19 protein-coding genes and 1 pseudogene are annotated in these 19,676 nt (G+C 32.8%); 3 read left to right on the forward strand and 17 right to left on the reverse strand.

Annotated features, from left to right (window positions below):
- Nucleotides 1–226: 226 nt before the first annotated feature.
- The 7 genes and pseudogenes from NRK67_04965 to NRK67_04995 all read right to left on the reverse strand — a co-directional run bounded on the left by NRK67_04965 (nucleotide 227) and on the right by NRK67_04995 (nucleotide 6,722).
- Nucleotides 227–808, reverse strand: a pseudogene (locus NRK67_04965) (polysaccharide biosynthesis protein).
- On the reverse strand, nucleotides 772–1,059 hold the full coding sequence (locus tag NRK67_04970; GenBank protein UUV18863.1) for a hypothetical protein: 288 nt from the start codon (nucleotides 1,057–1,059) through the stop codon (nucleotides 772–774). Before NRK67_04970 ends, NRK67_04965 begins: the two are co-directional and overlap by 37 nt.
- Nucleotides 1,060–1,578: 519 nt before the next feature.
- A complete protein-coding gene (locus tag NRK67_04975) occupies nucleotides 1,579–2,523 on the reverse strand; it encodes a hypothetical protein (protein ID UUV18864.1) in 945 nt (314 codons plus the stop codon).
- Between the two features lie 384 nt (nucleotides 2,524–2,907).
- Complete coding sequence (rpsP, locus tag NRK67_04980; GenBank protein ID UUV18865.1) at nucleotides 2,908–3,171, reverse strand: 30S ribosomal protein S16; 264 nt, start codon at nucleotides 3,169–3,171, stop codon at nucleotides 2,908–2,910.
- A 56-nt stretch (nucleotides 3,172–3,227) separates the two neighbouring features.
- Nucleotides 3,228–4,565 carry a signal recognition particle protein gene (gene ffh, locus NRK67_04985; GenBank protein UUV18866.1) on the reverse strand — a complete coding sequence of 446 codons (1,338 nt, stop codon included), beginning with the start codon at nucleotides 4,563–4,565 and terminating at the stop codon, nucleotides 3,228–3,230.
- A 10-nt stretch (nucleotides 4,566–4,575) separates the two neighbouring features.
- A complete protein-coding gene (locus NRK67_04990) occupies nucleotides 4,576–4,890 on the reverse strand; it encodes a hypothetical protein (protein UUV18867.1) in 315 nt (104 codons plus the stop codon).
- Nucleotides 4,891–5,480: 590 nt separating this feature from the next.
- Nucleotides 5,481–6,722 carry a dicarboxylate/amino acid:cation symporter gene (locus tag NRK67_04995; protein ID UUV18868.1) on the reverse strand — a complete coding sequence of 414 codons (1,242 nt, stop codon included), beginning with the start codon at nucleotides 6,720–6,722 and terminating at the stop codon, nucleotides 5,481–5,483.
- Nucleotides 6,723–7,190: 468 nt separating this feature from the next.
- Between NRK67_04995 and NRK67_05000 the strand changes: the two genes are divergently transcribed.
- The 3 genes from NRK67_05000 (at nucleotide 7,191) to NRK67_05010 (ending at nucleotide 10,480) form a co-directional block, all read left to right on the forward strand.
- The gene (locus NRK67_05000) at nucleotides 7,191–7,943 is read left to right on the forward strand and encodes a threonine/serine exporter family protein (GenBank protein UUV18869.1); all 753 of its coding nucleotides are present in this window, start codon (nucleotides 7,191–7,193) and stop codon (nucleotides 7,941–7,943) included.
- Nucleotides 7,944–8,393 carry a threonine/serine exporter family protein gene (locus tag NRK67_05005; GenBank protein ID UUV18870.1) on the forward strand — a complete coding sequence of 150 codons (450 nt, stop codon included), beginning with the start codon at nucleotides 7,944–7,946 and terminating at the stop codon, nucleotides 8,391–8,393.
- Nucleotides 8,394–8,611: 218 nt separating this feature from the next.
- Nucleotides 8,612–10,480 carry an ATP-binding cassette domain-containing protein gene (locus NRK67_05010; GenBank protein ID UUV18871.1) on the forward strand — a complete coding sequence of 623 codons (1,869 nt, stop codon included), beginning with the start codon at nucleotides 8,612–8,614 and terminating at the stop codon, nucleotides 10,478–10,480.
- Between the two features lie 124 nt (nucleotides 10,481–10,604).
- Here NRK67_05010 and NRK67_05015 read toward each other — a convergent pair whose 3' ends face one another.
- The 10 genes from NRK67_05015 to NRK67_05060 all read right to left on the reverse strand — a co-directional run bounded on the left by NRK67_05015 (nucleotide 10,605) and on the right by NRK67_05060 (nucleotide 19,583).
- Nucleotides 10,605–10,805 (reverse strand): cold-shock protein, encoded by a 201-nt coding sequence (locus NRK67_05015; GenBank protein ID UUV18872.1) that lies wholly within the window; start codon nucleotides 10,803–10,805, stop codon nucleotides 10,605–10,607.
- Nucleotides 10,806–10,964: 159 nt separating this feature from the next.
- Complete coding sequence (gene hflX / locus NRK67_05020; protein ID UUV18873.1) at nucleotides 10,965–12,272, reverse strand: GTPase HflX; 1,308 nt, start codon at nucleotides 12,270–12,272, stop codon at nucleotides 10,965–10,967.
- Nucleotides 12,273–12,287: 15 nt separating this feature from the next.
- Complete coding sequence (locus NRK67_05025; GenBank protein UUV18874.1) at nucleotides 12,288–12,548, reverse strand: SHOCT domain-containing protein; 261 nt, start codon at nucleotides 12,546–12,548, stop codon at nucleotides 12,288–12,290.
- Nucleotides 12,549–12,550: 2 nt separating this feature from the next.
- Nucleotides 12,551–13,927 (reverse strand): HAMP domain-containing histidine kinase, encoded by a 1,377-nt coding sequence (locus NRK67_05030; GenBank protein UUV18875.1) that lies wholly within the window; start codon nucleotides 13,925–13,927, stop codon nucleotides 12,551–12,553.
- Nucleotides 13,924–14,574 carry a response regulator transcription factor gene (locus tag NRK67_05035; GenBank protein ID UUV18876.1) on the reverse strand — a complete coding sequence of 217 codons (651 nt, stop codon included), beginning with the start codon at nucleotides 14,572–14,574 and terminating at the stop codon, nucleotides 13,924–13,926. Before NRK67_05035 ends, NRK67_05030 begins: the two co-directional genes overlap by 4 nt.
- A 244-nt stretch (nucleotides 14,575–14,818) precedes the next feature.
- A complete protein-coding gene (locus NRK67_05040) occupies nucleotides 14,819–15,460 on the reverse strand; it encodes a hypothetical protein (protein ID UUV18877.1) in 642 nt (213 codons plus the stop codon).
- Nucleotides 15,461–15,944: 484 nt separating this feature from the next.
- Entirely contained in the window at nucleotides 15,945–16,469 is a 525-nt protein-coding gene (locus NRK67_05045; protein UUV18878.1) for a helix-hairpin-helix domain-containing protein, read from the reverse strand.
- A gap of 139 nt (nucleotides 16,470–16,608) precedes the next feature.
- The gene (locus NRK67_05050) at nucleotides 16,609–18,003 is read right to left on the reverse strand and encodes a coproporphyrinogen III oxidase (GenBank protein ID UUV18879.1); all 1,395 of its coding nucleotides are present in this window, start codon (nucleotides 18,001–18,003) and stop codon (nucleotides 16,609–16,611) included.
- A 35-nt stretch (nucleotides 18,004–18,038) separates the two neighbouring features.
- Nucleotides 18,039–19,064: a type IV pilus twitching motility protein PilT gene (locus NRK67_05055; protein ID UUV18880.1), complete on the reverse strand. Its 1,026-nt coding sequence runs from the start codon at nucleotides 19,062–19,064 to the stop codon at nucleotides 18,039–18,041.
- 15 nt (nucleotides 19,065–19,079) lie between these two features.
- Nucleotides 19,080–19,583, reverse strand: a complete 504-nt coding sequence (locus NRK67_05060) for a GNAT family N-acetyltransferase (protein ID UUV18881.1) — start codon at nucleotides 19,581–19,583, stop codon at nucleotides 19,080–19,082.
- Nucleotides 19,584–19,676: the final 93 nt, after the last annotated feature.

A 19,676-nucleotide genomic window follows, 5' to 3' on the forward strand; every position in this document is an offset into this window, starting at 1 on the left:
ATTCACTTTTAACTAGTCACTAATCTCTCTTCCCCAACTCTAGCCTTTACCTCTGTAGAAGTCAGAACGAAGTTCTTCACCTCTCTATTGACTTCTTCAAGCTCCTTAAAGTAATAACGACCTTTTTCATAACCTCTTTAATCTCTCATATTCATGAACTTTTAAAATATCTTTCAGTTCTCTAGTATTTTAAATTCCCTACTTCATCTTCATCGTGAAGCTTTCCTATAAATATCTTTTTATTTTCTGTCTTTTCTGCACTATTGACATCGTAGAGTAGTTCCTCATATAATTTTTCCCCAGGTCTGAGTCCTGTTATCTCTATATTTATATCTTCCCTAATGTCAGTCCCTGATAATTTTATAAGGTTTTTAGCCAGATCCATTATCTTTACTGGTTCCCCCCCCCATATCTAAGATAAATACTTCTCTGCCTTTACTCATTGTTCCAGCTTCTATCGCAGACTGGCTGCTTCTGGTATAGTCATAAAGTAAATCTGCTTACTCCTCATAGAAGGGATAGCTATTATAATTTCGTCGATATTAAATGCATCTACCAGCCCTGGAATATCAAATCTGTTTCCTAAAACTTTTTTCCCATAGAGAACCATATTTTTCTTTCTGGGATCATCATCTACTACTCCTATTATTTCCAGTTTTAGATGAGGGTTTTTAAGATTCTCTCGGAGTAGCCCTTCTCCTGCTTCTCCTGCTCCTACTATCAATGCTTTTTTTCTGCCGGTTTTATTTTTTTTTCCTAATTGTACACTTTCTAATGTCCTGTGAACTCTAAACGCAAACCTTCCCATAAGAAAGTTACAACCATAATAATATTAAATATATCCAGGGAGTTGGTGTACCTCCAGCTTTTTTTATTTATCTTTAAAATCAAATTTAAAATAATATAGATCACTAAAAAATGAGCTATATACCTCATTCTAAAATATTTTTCCCATTTTCCTTCAAACTTTATCATAAAAGCAAATATAAAAGCTGAACTAAGTAATATGGAATCTAAAAACAGTTTAACACCGTTTCTTATCCTGTCATTTTTTAACATCTTCCCTCCTCCACAAAGTTCTTAATTTGTGTAAATAAACCTTTGAATATTTCGGTGATACCCTTTACAGGTCTTTCGAAATTCATCTCTATATTTTATCACATTTCTATACCATTTAATAGCATATAGATTACTATTCAACATACCTTTTCTTCCATTTGTTTCCATACAAATATTCCCCGTGTAAACATAATTTCCGACTTTCTTAAATTTTATATTATCCCTCTTTTCATCTGCTGTAGATTTCATTTTTATTATCCAGTTGAAATTATTATTCAAAATTTTTATTTCAAATTCACTCAGTAACAACTAAGTTAATCCTATCAAGTTTAACACATTTTTTCCGAAAATTTAAGTTTTTTTTAAGGAATTTTATAATCCCAATTTCAAAATCTACTCTTGAAAGAACTTTCGTCTATAAAAACAAACAAAATCAACTAGTTATTTAAAATTCATAAAAAAATACATAGTATAAATTTATTATACCTATGTATCCTTTATTTTTTTATTTCATCTATCTTATTTCCAATCTACACCTTTGATAAATTCCTTTATAAAAGCTGCAAAGATTCCTAAAAATAATCCTAATATCATCCCGATAGCCACTATCATCTTAGATTTACTCTTTTCCTCTACCTTATAGACAGAAGATATTTTTTCAATCTGCTTTCCTAATTTTTTATCCCCCTTAACTCCTTCTAATCCCAGAGCTTGATTATCATATTTTTCATATAACTTCTTATTAGAGTTCAATTCTTGCAATAAAGTCGGATTAGTTATTGTCAAAATTGATACCATACTCTGATTTTCCAATATTGAGACTGGCTGTTTTTTTATTATCTCTGCTATCTGTTTTTCACCTTCTCTAACTTTCACTCTGTATAGATCTCTTCTTTGGAAAACTAAAGAAATTTCATCTTCTATTGCGTTTTTTAACAACTCAGTTTTTTTCATATTTACAATATTTAAATATAATTCTATCATTTTTTTACTCAGCACTTCATCCTCTATTGTTGTATTCAATGTATAATATTTAAATTTTTCTTTATCTCCAGTTACCTTTTTCAATTCAAGAGAGTCTTGCAAAAACTCTCTTTTATCATCTGAAGTAGTTTTTTTATCTCTTGTTTTCTCAAAATAATATTTGTTAAAGTCCTCATCAGCATAAAATTCATCTACAATATTGTCATCTAAAAACATCTCTTCCACATTAAAATCTTCTACTTCTAATTGAGCTTTTTCTTCGTAATAACTGTCGATGGAGTTTCTCAATGTAAAATTCAATCCGAATTTTTCTATCCTGTTAGATCTGATATACAGAGCTCCCCCTATACTGAAAGCTGTAATTATCACAGTAATCAGAAATATCATTCCCTTATTCCTAATCAATATTTTCAATAGATCCACTAAATCTATCTCATCTTCATAGTCTTTTTCCTTCTCATTCATAAGTTCATTTTTCATTTTCTCACTCTCCTATTCTTTTATTTCTAATTCATTATATCATGTTTAATATCCTATTTATCGCTAACATTTTTTATTTAGTGCAGATATATCTACCGCGAATTACGCAAATACTCCCTAATGAAAACTTTAAATGCAGAAACTCAAAACCACTGAGCTTGTCAGATTTTTTGTCGCATATTTTATTCCTCTGTATATCTTCATGTCCAAGGTTTTTAATAGTTCTATTGGTATTAATTAGGTCATTTGCGGTTAAATTCTTGTTATGTTTTCTATTTTTTTGTAAAAAAAAAGAACCCTTTCGGGTTCCTAGAAAATTGTATTACCCGTAAAGGGCACCACCAATATTTCTATAGTTTGCTTACACAAACTGAGAATATTGCATTAGTTTTTCTTTGACTCTTCAAACTTAGCCCAGATTCCAGCTTTAGTTAATAAAGATTTAACAGTTCTCGTAGGTTGAGCTCCGTTTCCTAATAATCTTAAGATTTCTTCCTCTTTTAATACTACTTTAGAATCTTCTAATGGATAGTAGTTACCTAAGTAAGCTATTGCCTTTCCATCTCTTTTTTGTAATGCTTCCATTGCTACTACTCTGTAAACAGGTCTTTTCTTGCTTCCTAATCTAGTTAATCTAATCTTTAACATAATTATTTCTCCTTTTCTCATTTTAATTTATTTAATAATTTATTATAATTTGTTTTTTAAAACGGTAATTTAAACCCTTTACCCATCTTAGGCATTCCAGGCATCCCTTTACCACCACTGAACATCTTCATCATACCCTTCATTTGTTCAAACTGCTTTAACATCTTATTGATGTCGTGAACTTGGGTAGCAGATCCTCTAGCTATTCTTTTCTTTCTACTAGCGTTTATAACTTTCGGCTTTCTTCTTTCTTCTACAGTCATAGACTGAATAATTGCTTCAGTTTTTTTCATTTCTTTTTCTGCTGGTGCCAGGTCTCCTAGATCTCCTACACCTGGTAACATCTTTAGGATATTCCCTATAGGTCCCATTTTCTTTATATTTTGTAATTGCTTTAGAAAATCTTCTAAATCAAATTCTTGCTTTCTTAATTTTTCTTCTAATAACTTAGCTTCATCTTCATCTATGGCACCTTGAGCTCTTTCAACCAGGGAAACTACATCTCCCATTCCTAGAATTCTAGATACTAATCTTTCAGGATGAAATAATTCGATATCCTCTAATTTTTCTCCTACACCAATGAATTTAATCGGTTTCCCAACTACTGCTTTGATCGATAGTGCAGATCCACCTCTGGTGTCTCCGTCTAACTTTGTTAACACTACACCGTCTATACTTAAAGTTTCGTTGAAACTACTTGCTAAATTAACTGCGTCTTGACCAATCATTGCATCTACTACTAATAGTATCTCCTGAGGTCTGACTTTTTTTCTTATCTGATTTAACTCTTCCATAAGACCTTCATCTATATGGAGTCTTCCTGCTGTATCCAGAATTATATAAGTCGCTTCCTCGGCCCTGGCTTTTTTTACACCAGTTTGACAAATACCTACAGCATCTTTACTTCCCTCTTCGTAATATACAGGTACACCAATTTGGTCTCCTAAAACTTGAAGTTGTTTCATAGCTGCCGGTCTGTATACGTCTGCTCCTACTAAAAACGGTTTCTCACCATTTTTTTTCAAATATTTAGCTAGCTTTGCTGCAAAAGTCGTTTTACCTGCCCCTTGTAATCCCGCTAACATGATTATTGTAGGACCTCTGTGAGCTTTAGTTAACCTCGCGTTTGTCCCACCTAATAGTTCTGTTAATTCATCATTTACAATCTTTATGAATTGCTGTCCAGGATTGATTCCACTGAGAGTATTCTCTCCTACAGCTTTTTCCTTTATTTTATTTACAAAGTCCTTTACTACACGGTAGTTAACATCAGCTTCTAATAACGACAATCTTACTTCCTTTAATGCCGCCTTTATATTATCCTCTGTTAATTTTCCATGTCCCCTTACCTTTTTAAATATTCCTTGGAATTTATTTCCTAAATTATCTAACATAGAACACCTCTTATATATCAAAACTTGCTATTAAGCTGTCTAACTTTGCTTCACTATAATTTGCTTTTAGTTCTTTCAAACTCTGTCTTATCTCTTTTTCTCTCTTTAGGAACCCAATTTTTTCTTCATACCCCTTTAAAATTTTAATTCCCCTCTTGATATTATCATAGACTGCCTGTCTGCTGATACCATGAGACTTTGCAATCTCAGAAAGGGAATAATCTTCTTCAAAGTGTTCTTCCATATAGGTTCTCTGTTTATCACTTAAAAGGTTCCCGTAGTAACCTAAAAGTATCGAAATTTCTAAAAATTCATTTAATTCCATAATTTACCCCTGTATTATAATATATCTCCATCATTATGTCAAGTGTTTTTTCTTTACATTAAAACTATTATATCAAACTTTTCCTTCTATCTCAACTTTTAATTTTTTCTCATCAATCTACAGAAGTCTATTGAACGCGGATCTCTATCAAGAGCACCCGATATGAGCATCACCAACATCTCTAAAAGTTTATAGGTACACGGGTTAAGTCTGATTAATAGCTATGATTGTCGCTGATATAAAAACTTGCTTTTTTGCCACCGATCTACACCAATCTTAATTATTCTACCTCTACAACACAGAAATTTTTATTTTTTGGGTTTTAATCGAAGTTTATAGTCGTTCTACTTCAGCCCTCTGTTTCTACAATGACGATTGTGTATTACAATACAAAGACAATTAGAAACTTCTTGATCCTCTTTGGTTCGTTTCTCAGATCAAGCTGAGTAAATGAACCCGTATTAAAGATGGAATCTTTAGACTTATGTTTTGATACAGATTTTACTTTTTTTGAGTTCTGTGACTAAAAGTTTTTAAAATAAGATAAAAAAGGATTTGAAAAATTCAAATCCTTTTTACTATATTTCAATCTATGCTTTTTTCAACACAGGTTCTTTTGCCGATTCCTCTATTATCATCTTTTCTACGATTATAGCACAAGAAGCATCTCCTAATACATTTGTAGAAGTTCTCATCATATCAAACAACCTATCTACTCCAAAGATAAGCGGTAAAGCTGTTACTGGAATTCCTGCTGCTACCAATACCGCTACTACCAATAATGCCGGTCCTGGAACTCCTGCAGTTCCAATTGCTCCCAATACAGAAGTTAAAATTATTGCTATATATTGAGTCATCCCCAACTCTATCCCAAACATTTGAGCAAAGAATACTGCTGTCAATGCATATAACATAGCATTTCCATTCATATTAATTGTAGCTCCTAGTGGTAATACAAATGACGTCACCTCTTGTTTCACGCCTAAATCTTCACATTCCTGTTTGTTTATAGGCAGCGTAGCCATAGATGAAGCAGAAGCAAATGCCAATATCTGAGTTTCTTTCATTCCTTTTAAGAAAGTCAGCGGATTCATTCCACCTAACACTTTTACCAACATAGGAATCACAACAAAGTGAATTATTCCCAACGTTCCACTGAAAACAGCCAATAACTTAAGAACTAATACCATTATATCCATACCAAATAACGCAATTGAATTAGTCATCAATCCAAATACTCCTAGTGGTGCAATGACCAACACTTTTTTTATCATCCAGATCATTCCATCATTTACAGTATCCAAAATATCCGTTACTGGTTTTTGTTTTTTCTCATCCATTGTAGACAACGCTATTCCGAAGAATAGTGCAAAGAATAATATCTGCAAGATATTCCCACTTACCAATGATTCAAACGGATTTCCAGGGATAATCCCCTGAATTGTATCCCAAAACCCGGCTACATTAGAATTTTCTGCATATGTAGTGGCATCTGTCATCAATGAAGCCGGAACCTTTACACCTAAACCTGGTTTAAAGATATTTCCTGCCAACAATCCCAATACAACAGATATTGCTGATGTACCTAAATAATAAACTATTGTAAATACTCCAACTTTCCCTGCTGATTTAGTTTTTCCCAGTGCTGCTGCCCCAGAGATAATACTGAAAAATACCAAAGGTATAACCAGCATCTTGATCAAACTGATAAAAATATTTCCCATTGGTGCAAAGATCACACCTTTTTCTCCTAAAAATGCTCCTGCTATGATACCCAGAACCATCGCTATCAATATCATTGTACTGTTACTTATTTTTTTCATCTTTTTCATCCCCTTTAATTCAATAAAACATTTATTCTTACACGATATACTTTAATCTAGTTAAAAATTATAATATGATTATACTAATTTTTCACAATTAATTAAAATATCTAAATAGTATCGTATTTATATGAAAAAGAAATAGAACGAAATTAACACTTAAACAAATAGAATGCGAATCTTTTTGAGATACACGGAAAATTCTATAATTTATACTAATTTTTAGAACCTCTTAACACAGAGATCCCCTGAGAGGTTATACGAGTATTAATTTTATTCGTATTATTGGCGTTATTCGCAGTTAGATTCTTGTTTATATTTTTTATTTCATGTCCATTTTTTTCGTAAACTCTGTGTGAAAATCTTTTATTTTCCTCTATTTGAGAAAGGCCTCAATATGATATAATAAAAAGACAATATAGCGTTATATTTAAATTAAATCTAACTATAAAAAACATGTTAAATTGGGGGGTCAAAATGACACTAAATAAAATACTTAAAATAGCTTCCTATGCAGGAAAATTGGTCTTAGAAAATGGTGGTGAAACCTATAGAGCTGAAGATATAGTAACCCGGATCTCCGATACCCATAACGCTACTGCCGATTGTTTTGCAACCCTGAGCGGTATCATAGTATCAGTCACTAGGGACGATGTAACTGTTTCAAATGTTATCCGTATAAAATCCAGGACGGTAAATTTAGAGAAGGTCCATCAAATAAATGACCTTGCCAGAGACACGAAAAACTATAACTGCGATGAATTCATGGAAAAATTAAAGGCTGTGGACAAAGTTCCTAGATATTCTAAATTCCTTAACTTTATCTTTCATTGTACAACAGCCGCTTCTTTTGCACTGATTTTTGGAGGGAATACCCAGGATTTTATAGGGACACTCCCCATTGGAGGAGCCATCTACCTTCTTTCTTACTCTTTCAGTAAGTATGAATTAAACGGAATATTTGTAAATACATTAGGAGGAGCCCTCAGCGCTTTTATGGCTCACTACCTTCATATGATCCACCTGATAGACAACACAGATAAAGCTGTTATCGGTTCTCTGATGTTATTAGTTCCAGGACTTGCATTGACCAATGGGATCAGAGATATTATTGCAGGAGATTATATGACAGGGATGGCTCGTGGAGCAGAAGCTCTCCTTGTGGCTACTTCTTTAGCTGTAGGAACAGGTGTTGCTATAGGATACATTATGACAGGAGGTACTTTTTAGATGTTTGTACAAACTTTGATCGCTATTTTAGCGACTTTAGGATTCGGTATTATATTTAATATTCGTGGGAAAAATTTGGTTTTTTCCGCCCTGGTAGGAGGCATAAGCTGGTTCACTTACTTACTCTGTGTTAAATACAATACTTCTTTGATTTTTTCTTATTTTGCACCATCTGTTGTTTTAACTGTATGCTCGGAGATTTTAGCCAGATTTTTAAAAACCCCGGTTACATCTATCCTAATCAGCGGATTGATACCACTAGTTCCCGGAAGCGGTATATATTACACCATGTTTTATATATTAGAAAAAGATATGGAAAAAGCAGTCTTTAAAGGTGTCGAAACTATGTTTGCAGCAGGAGCTCTTTCTTTTGGGATAGTAGTTGTTTCATCTCTTGTAAGGATCCTTAAGACCGGACAAAAAAACAGGTATTCAAGAAATATATCGTAAGAAAGTTAGTAGGAGTTTTTTATGGAACTCCTATTTTTTTATTTTAATTCCATTTATAATTTATTTCAAATTACTTCTTAATTTAGCTTTTTCAGTGAATTTATTATATACTAGAATTCAAGACAACAATCTAATTTTAAGCAACATGACGTTGCATCTAGACATAAAAAAAATTAGAAATAATATAACAATAAATCAAAGTTTAGAAGGAGATATAGATGTTACAAGTTACTATGGATAAAATAACTAAGTATTACGGTTCAAATTTAATATTAGACGATATATCACTTAGGATAATAGAGGGAGAAAAGATTGGTTTAATCGGAAAAAATGGTAGCGGTAAATCGACTATCTTTAAAATAATCTCTAAAATAGAGGATTACAGCGGCGGAAACCTGACCTTACAAAAAAATCTTAAAATCGGATATTTAATACAAGATTTTACCAGTTTTTTAGATAGTGATGTCAACGAAGTTTTATATAGTGGATTCGATAATCTTTTAACTATAGAAAAAAAAATCAACACTTCATTAAAACTGATCGAAGATCACACTTCTTCTACCTACAATGAGGATCTCATAAATTACGGTAAATTGCAGGAGGAATTTGAGTCTCAAGGTGGTTACGAGATAGATGAAAAAATCAAAAAAATAAAGTTAGGATTAAAGATTCCTGATGAATTTTTGAAAAAAAAGATTAGTGAACTTAGCGGTGGGGAGAAAAACAGAGTTTTTCTTGCAAAAGCTTTAGTAGACGAACCTGATATATTGTTATTGGACGAGCCTACAAACCATCTGGATCTTAGCTCTATAAAGTGGCTGGAAGAATTTGTTAAAGGGTATAAAAAGAGTATTTTTTTAATTTCTCATGACAGGTATTTTTTAGATAATACCATCGATAAAATCTATGAATTAAATCATAAAGGTATTGAGATATTCAACGGAAATTATAGTTACTACGTTGTAGAAAAAGAAAGAAGATACCTCAAAGAATTAGAGATATATTTAGCCCAGGAGAAAAAAATCAAACAGATGGAAGATGCCATCAGAAGGTTCAGGCACTGGGGAAGTAATGGTGATAACGAATCTATGTTTATCAAAGCAGAAAATATGAGAAAACGTATAGAGAAGATGGAAAAAATAGATAAACCAAAGATCGAAAAAAACATTTCATTTGATTTTGACAGCCAGGGAAGAAGTGGTAAAAGAGTTATTAAAATCAAAAAAGTTTCTAAGGAGATCAATGATAAATTGCTGTTTAAAAACATCTCTTTAGACCTGTATCTAGGTGAAAAATTAGGTATCATAGGATCTAACGGCAGTGGTAAATCTACACTTTTAAAGATGATCTTAGACCAAGCAGAGGGGATCACCCTGGGAAGCAGCTTAAAGATAGCCTATCTTGACCAAAATCTTACATTTAGAGATTATCAATCTACTTTAATCGATGTTTTCAGAAACGAAAGTATTGTCAAAGAATCCGATCTTCATAGAAGTTTAGCAAAATTTCATTTCTACCAGGAAGATCTAAATAAGAAAATAGAATCCCTTAGTGGTGGTGAAAAAGCCAGATTAAAATTAGCTATCATGATAAATAACGGATTTAACCTTCTTATCTTAGATGAGCCTACAAATCATCTGGATCTGCATTTTAAAGAAATTTTAGAAGAAACCCTGGCTTCATTTAATGGTACTCTTTTATTTATTTCCCATGACAGATATTTTTTAAATAAAATTGCAAACAGGATCGTTGAATTAAAGGATCAAACTTTGTATGATTATCCAGGTAATTTTAATTACTACTTAGATCAGACTTCGGAAGTAATCGTAAAAGCTGTAAAAAAAGATAAAGTAGACACCAGAGTCAGAGATAACCAGAAACAAAAAAATGATCAACGCAGATTAAAAAAATTAAAAAATCTTGAAACAAAACTTTTAAAAACCCTGGATGATTTAGAGATCGATATCTCTTTAAACCAGAATGATTACACAAAATTAGGGAATTTAATCGAAGAAAAAGAAAAAAACGAGGTAGATTATGAAAATCTATTGGAAGAGATGTTTGAATTAGAGGAGCTTTTATCTTAAAAGCTCTTTTTTCAAATATGTAAAGTCAGAAACTTTTTTTGCCACTAATTGCACAAATTATACGAATTTTTAGTAAAAAAAAAGCGATAGAATAAATCTATCGCTTAACTTTCAAATAAAGAAATTATACAGTTTCGATGTTTGAAGCTTGAGGACCTTTAGCACCTTCAGTGATTTCGAAAGTTACTTCTTCCCCTTCTTTTAAAGTTTTGAATCCTTCTTTGTTGATTTGAGAGAAATGTGCGAAGTAGTCGTTTCCATCTTCAGCTTGGATAAATCCAAATCCTTTATCGTCATTAAACCATTTAACTGTTCCTTTTAACATGTGTGTTACCTCCGTAAAATTTTAATACAGTAAAGCTTTCTCAAAATCCATTTAACTTCAATCCCAGAAGGGCTTCTTACTCAATGAAACTTTTGTTAACTTCCTGTTACTTCTTATATGATACTACGACCTTTAGGTTTTGTCAAGTATTTTTACTTTTTATACTAAAAACAAATTGTATTTATTGATGTCATGCCCGTTTAAATAGGCCTTCACATGGAGTCCGTCATCTAAATATTGGTGCTCTACAACCTTGGTATTCTCCAATATATAATTGGCCATAGACCCTCTTTCAAATGGAATAATTAAATTTACAATTTTATAATCTTTCATTATTTTTTCTTCAATCCCAAAGATTAATTCATCCAATCCATCTCCATTTAATGCAGATATGGGTACAGTTGTTTCCAGAGGATCAATAATTTCTAAAAGTTTTTCAGGGTCTAACCGGTCTTTTTTATTTTGAACTATTATATATGGAATTTCCTGTGCTCCCAACTCCTTCACTACGTTTTTAGTAACCTTCAATTGATGTTCATATTCCTCATTGGATACATCTACCACATATAAAAGCAGATCTGCATCTTTTACCTCTTCCAACGTTGACATAAATGCATCAACCAGAGTATGGGGTAATTTATTTACAAATCCAACTGTATCGGTTAATATAAATTCTAGATTATCCTTTAATTTTACCTTTCTATGAAATGGATCCAATGTAGCAAACAACATGTCTGCAACTGGTGATTCATGTTTACTCTTCAACGGATTATTTACCCTTAAGAAAGTATTCATTAAAGTGGATTTTCCTGCATTTGTATATCCAATTAGAGCAACTGTCTGGAGGTGACTCTTTCTTCTTTTATTTTTTTGGACTTCCCTTTGTTTTTTCAGACCTTCTATAGATCTTTCCACGTCCCTTATCCTTTTATCGATGGTTCTCCTGTCCAATTCTAATTTTTTTTCTCCCAGTCCTCTGGATCCTATTCCTCCGGCTTGTTTTGACAGCTGGGTGCTTCCTCCTACAATCCTAGGTTTTTCATACCTCAATCTGGCTAGTTCTACCTGTAGTTTCCCCTCCTTACTCTTAGCTCTATTGGCAAATATATCCAAGATTAAGCTGGTTCTGTCTATTATTTCCATATCCAGAATACTCTCTAAATTTCTTATCTGTATCCCGGAAAGTTCGTCATCTACAAGGAGTATATCAGCCCCATACCTGGCCGCCAAAGCCTTTATTTCCTCTAACTTTCCACTTCCCAGATAAGTTCCTGCCTCTATTCTGTTTTTTCTTTGACTTATTGTATAAACAGTTTCTATTCCTGCAGCGTGAGATAATTCCTTTAACTCTGCCAGTGAATCTTCTAAAGATACATTACTTTTTCTAGCAAAAACCTCTATCCCTACAACTATAGCCTTTCCAATAACACTGTCTATAAAACCTTTTACTTTTCCCGGTCTTCCCATAAATCTCTCCTTTATCTAATCTTCTATTATTTTTTTTAACTCTTCATACTCCTCTTTGGTTATCTCTCCTTTAACTAACCTCATTTTCAACCTCTCTAAAGGAGTTTCTGATTTTTCAAGGAATTCTCCTTTTTTCCCCTTCATCAGTCTATAGACTAAGTATAACAATATTAGAGGGAAAATAAAACCCGCTACTCCCCGAAATAACATAAAGACCCAATAAATCCCTCCTGAAAATCCATTCATTGTCTCATGATTCATCATATGACTCCCCACGTTTATACCTCCTTGGATACTTTTTTCAGTGTAAACCAAAATTTCACACCATCACTTATATTTTCTACACCAAATTCTGATCCATGTCTTTCTAAGATCCCATTAACTATGGTAAGACCTAAGCCTGTCCCCCCATATTTTTTATTTCTTGATTTTTCTACTCTGTAGAATGCCTTCCAAATATTTTCCAGCTTATCTTCCGGGATAGAAGATCCTGTATTTATAATCTCTACTCTGGCTTTATCTTCAATAGTTTCTAAGTTCACCCTAAGTTCACCGCCATCTTTTACATAGGATACACCATTACTCAAGAGGTTATTTACAACCTGTCTTATCTTAAATTCGTCTCCCAAAGCCACTAGATCTTCCTCTAAATTCAGTATCAAACTTACATTTTTCTTTACCAGATCGATCTTGTATTTAGAACTTTCTTCCCTTAACAGATCAAACAGACTCAACTCCTCTATCTCTATATCTACTATTTTTTCCTCTAATTTTATAAGTTTTATCAATTCATTCAAAAGGGCGCTTATATTATCTCCCTCAGACATAATAGTCTTCAGATATTCCTTCCCTTCCTCCTTATTTTCAATCAGATCATAGAGTAGCATCTCAGCATGGGTATTTATCACCGTTACAGGGGTCTTTATCTCATGGGTCACGCTGGCAATAAACTCCTTTCTTAGTTCATCTATCTTTTTCCTTTTTTCTACCTCATCTTTAAGCTTCATATTGGATAGTTTTAGCTGCCCTATATTTTTTTCTAGTTCAGAGGAGAGAAAATTTATATTATCTCCTAATTCTTCTAATTCATCCCCGCTTTTTATGTTGGCTCTATAGGAAAAATCCATATTTACCATCCTTCTTATAATAGAATTTAGAGCTATTATCGGTCTCGTAATATGAAGGGAAAATATATATACAAAAAAAAGTGAACCTATCAATATAGCTACCCCTTCATATATATAAAATTCATTGACTATTCCCACTGTACTTTGTATAGAATCCATAGATATCCTCAGAGTTATAAACTGTCCTGTTGGAAGTAATTTATAATATTCTAAGTGCTCCATTCCCATGTGTCTGCTTACTCTGTTTCCCTCATTATTTTCATCCAATTCATACTTTTGTATACGCTTGGTATTTATTCTATCCCTCATATTTATTGTAATGTTATATTTTTGTGCATAGGTATCCAGCTCCTCCTCTGTAGGAACCCCCTTAGATATCAGCTTCCGTACTTCCTTTATCTGAGCTATCCTCCTATTAGAATAAAAATCTTCCAAATAGTTGTTGTTTATATATATCCCCCCGACTATAACTAAGGAGACAAGGGCTAAGGAAAATATAAACACCTTATGAGTTAATTTTAATTTCATCTTTTGTCCACCTCAAATTTATAACCTATCCCTCTTACAGTAGTTATATGTTCAGCACCGATTTTTTTCCTCAAGGTTTTTATATGGGTGTCTACAGTTCTATAATCTCCATCGTAGGCAAAATCCCATACATCAGCTAATATTTTTTCCCTGTTCAGAGCTATTCCGCTGTTTAATACCAAATAATTCAAAAGTTCAAACTCCTTAGGAGATATATTGGTGTCCTTCCCCTTTATATATACCTTATGATTATTTAAGTCAATATCTAAAACACCGTACCTCTTCCTTCCACCTATTAAGTTGAGGAGTTTTTTCACCCTTGTAATTAATATTTTCAGACTAAATGGTTTTTTTAGATAATCATTCGCTCCCACTTCTAATCCTTCTATCTCATCATCCTCTTGAGATTTTGCTGTAAGCATCAGGATTGGCAGACTAGATTCCTCCCTTATCATCTTCAATACTTCAATACCACTTATTTTGGGCAGCATCCAGTCCAGTACAATCAAATCAATCTTCTCACTATAAAATATATCCATAGCTTCTGCTCCGTCACGAGCTTCTAAGACCTCAAATTCATTTATTTCCAATATTTTTTTTATTACTTTTCTTATATTCTCCTCATCTTCTACAACTAGTATTTTCATAGCAACCTCTCCTTTTTAACGTTTTGATACAGATTAAAACCTCTAAACATCTTTCACAAATTTATACCCCTCTACCCACACACCACAGAAGTCTTTATTTTGTCGTAGACTACTTCTTCTTATTTCCTTCTATGAGATGACGAATATCAGAAATACCTTATAAATTAAAAGATATTTCTAAATGTCAGGAGAGAATAGAGGGGAAAAAAATCTCTGTGTCCCATTTTATTAATATAACACTACTTTATGAAATTAATGTGAAGACTATTTCTACACCTGCCTCTCCTGCAGTCCAAAGAGACTCTGCATTTTTTATTAAAAATCTGTAAAAGTTAGGATCTGTATAGGAAGCAATCCCTAGGAATAAAAGTAAAAAAGATCCTGTAGGTCTTATTAATTTACCTTCTTTTCTCCTATTTAATCCAAGCAATAATAATCCTAAAATTAAAAATAAAATCGTCTCTTCTATAGAGTGGCTGAGTCCTATCCCCACCACAAGTGAGATCAAAGTAAATAAAAGAAAGAGGATTATACTCCCCCATTTTTTTATCTTTCTATTTAAGATTGGAACGTGCAATAGTGCACTCCCTTTCCATCCCTTGGGAAACAGGTCATAGAGAAAATGTATTCCCATCCCTATGGAAAACCCCATTATAAAATATCTGAATCCAATCTCTTGCTCTCCTCCAAAACTTAAAAAACCACCTTGTTTTTTCATATATATATATATGAAAAATACAGTGATTAAAGGGCTATGAGTCAATATAGATCTATGTTTTAATTTTAATTTAAAATCCCAGTCTGGATATTTTATTCCTATGAATACGGAGAATAACCCCAATACTAAACCTATTGTATCTATTGTTGTAAAATCTAAATTCTGCATCGTTCCTACCTTTTTTATCAATTTTATTTTTTTCAGTCACAAATTATCACGAATAAATCTCCAGCACTAAGAAATAAATTTGCCACCTATATACACTAATCTATAAAACTTTACCGCTACAGCACAGATTAAAAAATCCTCTCAATGCAGAAACACAGAGATCACTGAGCTAAATCTTTTTTCTTGGCTAGAACCCTCTATCCTTGACGCTGACTAGATTCTGACTTTTTTAGTTTTGACTTTTATTTTGATTCTAAAAATGAAGTTTATAGTCGTTGAGCTTCAGCTGTACTTTTCCTACAATAACGATCGTGTATTACTCACTAAGACAATTATAAATCTTCTTGATTTTCTTTGGATCTTTTTCTTGCATCAAGACAAGAAATGATCTCAGTTAAGGGCGAAACCCTTAGAACTTTCTTTAGTAATGAATTACACAAAGGTTATACGATTATTAATTTTTTTCACCCCTTACACTAAGAATTTAATTATACTCCAATATATTTTCATACTCTCTGTATCTTTCCTCCCCTAATATCTCCATCATCTCGATATTGGAGTAGATCACATCATTTTTTCCCATATAAGTTTCTATTTTTTTTATTTCTTTTTTAGTAAATCCATAATACTTCAATACTTTAGGAGAGACTGAATTTATCTTTAACTTATTTAAAGTTCCTCCACCTCTTACCTCTATATTTTTAGATAACTTTTCCACACTTTTATCCCCTATACCAGCTATCCTGGAGAGGTCTTTTAGTCGATCTACCCTCCCTACTATTTCTTTATATTCAAATATTTTTTTAGCAATACTAAGACTTATTCCCACTTTTAAATAATCCTCTAATTCAGCATCGTTTATATTCAGTTTTGTATATTCATCTCCACTGCTGAAGATTATCTCTTTTTTTAATTTTATACTCTTTTTTTCAGGTCTTGTTTTATTATAAATAAAGCTTGTCGTCAACATCACTATAATTATAATGATCAACTTAATATTTTGATTCATCCTACTCACCCCTTGCATATAGAATAAAACCTTTTATCTTGTCACAAAATAATAATTTTTCACTGTTTTTTGGCACAGGTTACAAATGTTTCAATCTTTTAAACACGGTTCTCTTGGAGATACATTAAAATTCTAATTTTTATTTAAACAATTCTAATTTTTTAGGCAGCCTCTCCTTCATCTGTCTCACATATGCAATAGGCTCCTTAGGACTCACTATCCTCTTTATCTTATCTACTGTAAGGCTTTCAGTCACTACAGATTTAGTGATGGCTCCCCCGCCTAATCCAAGGGTTGACTGATTTTCCTCTATCATCTCAATGTTAAATATCGATTCTGTTCCCTCTACAGCAAATCCCATGTTTTCTCCCCATTCAAGGCTGTTTTTCTGCCTGTACATATAATAAGGTTTCATATTTTTACCTTCTGTTACCTCATATAATTTTTTTTCTATTTTTTCATAGTCCAAAGGTATAGATGTCTGAACATCTTTAAATAAAACAGAAGCTTTTTTTAGCGCAAGTACATGGGTTGTGAGGTTTTCCGCAGGATATTTTTTTAATTCCTCCAGAGTATACAAAATATCCTCTGTAGTCTCCCCTGGTAGTCCTAAGATCAGATCCATATTAATTATAAGCCCTATCTTTTTAGCGTAGTTAAACATCTGATCAAATTTATCCCTGTCCAAAGGACGATTGAGCTTTTCTAAAGTTTTCAGATTAAATGTCTGAGGGTTCAAACTGATCCTTTCAACCCCGTAAGATCTCATGATATCTAATTTTTTTAAAGTAAGTGTGTCCACCCTCCCGGCTTCCAGGGTAAATTCCTTTAGATAAGTTAAATTTATATTTCCTTTTACTGCTTTTAACACCCTTTCCATATCAACCTCTGTCAATATGCTAGGGGTCCCACCTCCAATATAGAGCGATTCAATCTTATTGGAAGTCCCCTTTAAAAATTCCCCTGTAAGAGTTATCTCCTCTAAGAGAGTCTCTACAAATTCATCATAGTATTTACCTATTTTTCCCTTCATCTCATAGGAAGCAAAGGAGCAGTATCTGCACTTTGTAGGGCAGTAGGGGATTCCGATATACATATTTATATGATCTCTATTGAGAAACTCCATCTCTTTTTTCACCACATCTATGAGCAATTTTACTTTTTTAGGAGTCACCAGATATAGTTCGCACAAGATTTTTTCAATCTCCCCATATGTATATGAGAGATTCAAAAACCTTCTCACTAATTTTGTCGGCCTTACACCAATGAGTCCCCCCCATGGGTATTTTTTATCCATTAATTTTAGTAAGCCCACCTTGGACATAACTGTCCTCTGATCCTCTAACCTGTCTAAATTATTCTCATATAAAAATACAATTTTCTTCCCTGCTGCCTCTAATTCCAACTCTAAGAATTCATCACATCTTTTTTCCATGATAACTATTTTTTCGTCTATTAATTCCGGTATAAGAACACGAATAAATTCCTTTAGATTATTTTTTTTTATCTCAAAATTTGATTTAATATTTTCCATTTTTTTACTTCCCTCTCCTAAATATCATACCTTTTTTATAATATCCTGTTGTTATATTCCTCTCTAGTTATAATCCCTTTATCGAATAAGGTTTCTAAAGATTTCTCCATTGTTATCATCCCAAACCTGGCCCCTGTCTGTAAAGCAGACGGTATTTGATGTATTTTTCCTTCCCTTATAAGGTTTCCTATAGCCGGTGTTCCTACCAATATCTCTAAAGCTACTCTTCGACCGCTTCCATCTTTTAATGGAACTAACTGCTGAGCTATTACTCCCCTTAGAGAAGTGGATAACTGAGACCTAATCTGTCCCTGTCTTTCCTTTGGAAATACATCTATTATTCTATCTATTGTTTTAGCCGCACTGTTTGTATGTAGAGTTCCAAAAACTAGATGACCTGTCTCAGCTGCTGTGATTGCAGCCTCTATAGTTTCTAAATCCCTCATCTCTCCTACAAGGATTACATCCGGATCCTGTCTGAGGATATATTTTAATGCAGTTCTAAATGAAGCTGTATCCGATCTGATCTCCCTTTGTTCTACCAAACTTTTCTTATGGCTATGCAGGTATTCTATAGGATCTTCAATTGTTATTATATGGTGTGGTTTCTCATCATTTATCTTATCTATCATAGCTGCCAAAGTAGTCGTTTTCCCACTCCCTGTAGGTCCTGTGACCAAAACCAGTCCATTTTTATATTCTGTAAATTGTTTCAGGGTTCCCGGTAATTTTAACTGTTCAAAGGAAAGAATTTCAGTATTTAATACTCTTATAGTTATCCCAATTGTTCCCCTCTGCATATGTATATTTACTCTGTATCTTCCCAATCCTGCTACCCCAAAGGCAAAATCATATTCATGGTGTTCCTTAAACTCTATATATTGATCTTCTGACAGAATTGTTTTAGCTAGATCTTCTAATTTTTTAGGCACCATCTTATCAAAATCACCTGTGTCTAACAGATCCCCATTTATTCTTATCATAGGCGGTCGCCCTACTACAAAGTGAACATCTGATCCGCCAACCTCTTTAGCTTTCTCTAAAACTTTTCTTAATTCCATAAAATCTCCCCTGTTTTATTTGATTATATACTCTTCGTATAGTTCATCATTATCCTCTGCCAAGCCTATAAAAACAGCATTGTTTTTTAAAATTATTTTTCTTGATCCCTCATTATCAGAGGTGCAAGACACTCTTACCTCTCCTACCCCTAGTTCTTTAGCTTTTTCTATCCCCAGCCGTAGTATATTTGTTCCATACCCTAAAAATCTTTTTTTAGGAGGTATATCATAGCCTATGTTTCCATGAACAGGTACACTCTCATGTCTTATCTTTATCATCCCTCTAATCTCTTTTCCCTCAGTATCTACAAGCCAATATTCAGTTGTAGCAACATCGCCTTCAGGCAAATTTCTTCCACTTCTTATTTCCTCTAACCTTCTTAAATAACCATCAAAATTATCCAAAGCATCCATATATGAGTAATACAAAAGGTCATTTTCTTTCCGATAATCAAGTATTATCTCTTTAAATTGTCTTTCAAGTTTTTTTACAGGTAATATTAATTTTATACCTATCACCTCCCGAATCTCATTTGTTTCTTTTTTAGATCTTTTTATAATTTTTTTCTCTACGTTTAGAAAACACCTCATAGTAAAAAATAAGTTTTTCAC

The sequence above is a fragment of the Fusobacteria bacterium ZRK30 genome, assembly GCA_024628785.1.
In the GTDB taxonomy this organism is placed as follows: Bacteria; Fusobacteriota; Fusobacteriia; order Fusobacteriales; family Fusobacteriaceae; genus Psychrilyobacter.